Origin of the sequence: Streptomyces lycii (genome assembly GCF_009735685.1) — a bacterium.
Taxonomy (GTDB): domain Bacteria; phylum Actinomycetota; class Actinomycetes; order Streptomycetales; family Streptomycetaceae; genus Streptomyces; species Streptomyces lycii.
This window is the reverse complement of sequence record NZ_WHPN01000087.1, coordinates 1-2,220: the sequence shown is the minus strand read 5'-3', so window position 1 is coordinate 2,220 and position 2,220 is coordinate 1. Positions and strand designations below refer to the sequence as shown.

At 74.0% G+C, this 2,220-nt stretch carries 3 protein-coding genes; all 3 read right to left on the bottom strand.

The window, feature by feature from the left end:
• On the bottom strand, nt 1-869 hold an 869-nt coding region (gene eboE, locus GCU69_RS04315; protein ID WP_156205164.1), incomplete at its 3' end, for a metabolite traffic protein EboE.
• 3 nt (nt 870-872) lie between these two features.
• The gene (locus tag GCU69_RS04310) at nt 873-1,730 is read right to left on the bottom strand and encodes a TatD family hydrolase (protein ID WP_156205163.1); all 858 of its coding nucleotides are present in this window, start codon (nt 1,728-1,730) and stop codon (nt 873-875) included.
• Nucleotides 1,730-2,220, bottom strand: a 491-nt coding sequence (locus GCU69_RS32510; RefSeq protein WP_170315775.1) for an EboA domain-containing protein, incomplete at its 5' end; no start/stop codon positions are given. The genes GCU69_RS32510 and GCU69_RS04310, both read right to left, overlap by 1 nt.

Here is a 2,220-nt window from a genome sequence, read left to right as displayed (position 1 = left end):
TCGTCGGTGCCGAGCACCCGGCCGTCCGGGACGCGGGTGCGGGTCTGGTGGAGGAAGCGGGGCTCGACGAAGGCGGCCAGCGCGGCCCGTTCGGCGTCGCTGCCCGGGTGCTCGGCGTGCAGGGCGGCGGACAGCTGGGCCTTGACGACGGGGATGCCCGCTGCCGCGAGGCCGTCGAGAGCGGTGGCCGGGTCCTCGAACTCGGTGGCGAGATGGCAGGTGTCGACGCACACGCCGATCCGGTCGGCCGGGGGCGAGCCGGGCCCGGTGAGCGCGGCGGCGGCGTCGGCGGTGGTGGCCACGGTGCAACCGGGTTCCGGTTCGAGGCCGACGCGGATGGAGCGGCCGGTGAGGTCCTGGAGGGCGTCCAGGCGCTGGGCCAGGGCGGTGAGCGCCTTGCGGGCGGTCGCGGCGGCGGTGTCGTCGTAGCCGGTGCGCCAGGCGAGCGGCAGGGTGGAGATGGTTCCCTCGGGCTCGTCGTCGGGCAGCAGTCCGGCGAGGAGGCGGGCGAGGTCGGTGGTGTGGTCGAGGCGCTCGGGCTCGGTCCAGTCGGGGCGGTAGACGCGGTACTTGACGCGTTCGGCGCCGAAGCCCTGATAGGGGAAGCCGTTGAGGGTGACGACCTCCAGTCCCCGGGCGTCCAGCTCGGCGCGGAGCGAGCGCAGCGCGGCCGGGTCGGCGACCAGGGCGCGGGCGGCGTCGCGGGCCAGCCAGAGGCCGATGCCGAGGCGGTCCCGGCCGAGGCGGCGGCGTACGGGCTCGCAGTGCTCGCGCAGCTGGCGGCGCACCCCCTCGAGGTCCTCGGCGGGGTGGACGTTGGTGCAGTACGCGAGATGGACGGTTGATCCGTCGGGATGGCGGAAGCGCATGGGTCACTCTCCGCCGCGCAGGATGGAGTTGCCCTCGTGGGTGGCGGGCGTGTCCTCGGCCGCGACGCTGTCCAGGTCGAGCCGGCCGCTCTGGCCGTAGAACGCTACGGGATTGCGCCACAGCACCTGGTCGACGTCGTCCTCGGTGAAGCCGGCGGCCAGCATGGCGTCGCCGACCTCTCGGGTCTTCAGCGGGTCGCTGCGCCCCCAGTCGGCCGCTGAGTTGACCAGCATCCGCCCGGTGCCGTGGGCCTGGAGGATCTTCACCATGCGGGGCGGGTCCATCTTGGTGTCGGGGTAGATGGAGAAGCCGAGCCAGCAGCCGCTGTCGGCGGCGTCGCGCACGGTCGTCTCGTTGAGGTGGTCGAGGGCGACGTACTCGGGGGGCAGGTTCGATTCGCGGACGACGTCGATCGTGCGCTTGAGCCCGGCGGCCTTGTCGCGGTGCGGGGTGTGGACGAGGGCGGGGAGCTCGTGTTCGGCGGCGAGCTGGAGCTGGGCGGCGAGGGCGTGGTCCTCGGCCGGGGTCATGGAGTCGTAGCCGATCTCGCCGACGGCGACGACGGAGTCCTTGACGAGGTAGCGGGGCAGTTCGTCGAGGACGGGGGTGCAGCGGGGGTCGTTCGCCTCCTTGGGATTGAGGGCGAGCGTGCAGTGGTGGGCGATGCCGTACTGGGCGGCCCGGAAGGGCTCCCAGCCGAGGAGGGAGTCGAAGTAGTCGAAGAAGCTCTCGGGCGAGGTGCGGGGCTGGCCGAGCCAGAAGGACGGCTCGACGAGGGCGCGGACGCCCGCCGCGCGCATGGCCTCGTAGTCGTCGGTGGTGCGGGAGGTCATGTGGATGTGCGGGTCGAAGATGCGCATCAGGACTCCTCCTGCGTGGCCTCCGGGGCCTGCTGGGGTTGCGTGCCGGTGAGGGCCAGGGCGTGGTCGAGGTCCGGGGGGACGGGGCGGCCCGCGGCGGTCCGTTCGCGGGCGTAGTCGGTGAGCATCCGGGCCAGCTCGGTGTCGCCCCGGGCGCGGGTGCCGAGTCCGGCGACGGCGGTCACCGGGACTTCGGTGAACAGGCATTTGAGCACCGCGTGCCGCCAGGCGTGCGGGTCGAGGTAGCGCATCGCGTACGGGCCGACGGCGGCGGCCACCAGCCGGGTGTCGTTCGCCCGCAGCGCGTCCTCGACCAGGGGTACGCACTCGGGGCCCAACCACGGCAGGTACGGCAACGCCAGGAGCACGGCCCGCCGTTCGGCCGCCGAGCCGTGGGCGTAGAGCCGGGCGAGGGCGTCGGATCCGGCCCGGGCCGCGTGCAGCAACAGGATGCGGGCGGCGTCGGCGGGGTCGCGTACGGGCTCCCCGG

Coding starts and splice junctions, on each gene's coding strand:
- GCU69_RS04310 (WP_156205163.1), bottom strand. CDS start 1,730: ATGCGCATCTTCGACCCGCACATCCACATGACCTCCCGCACCACCGAC.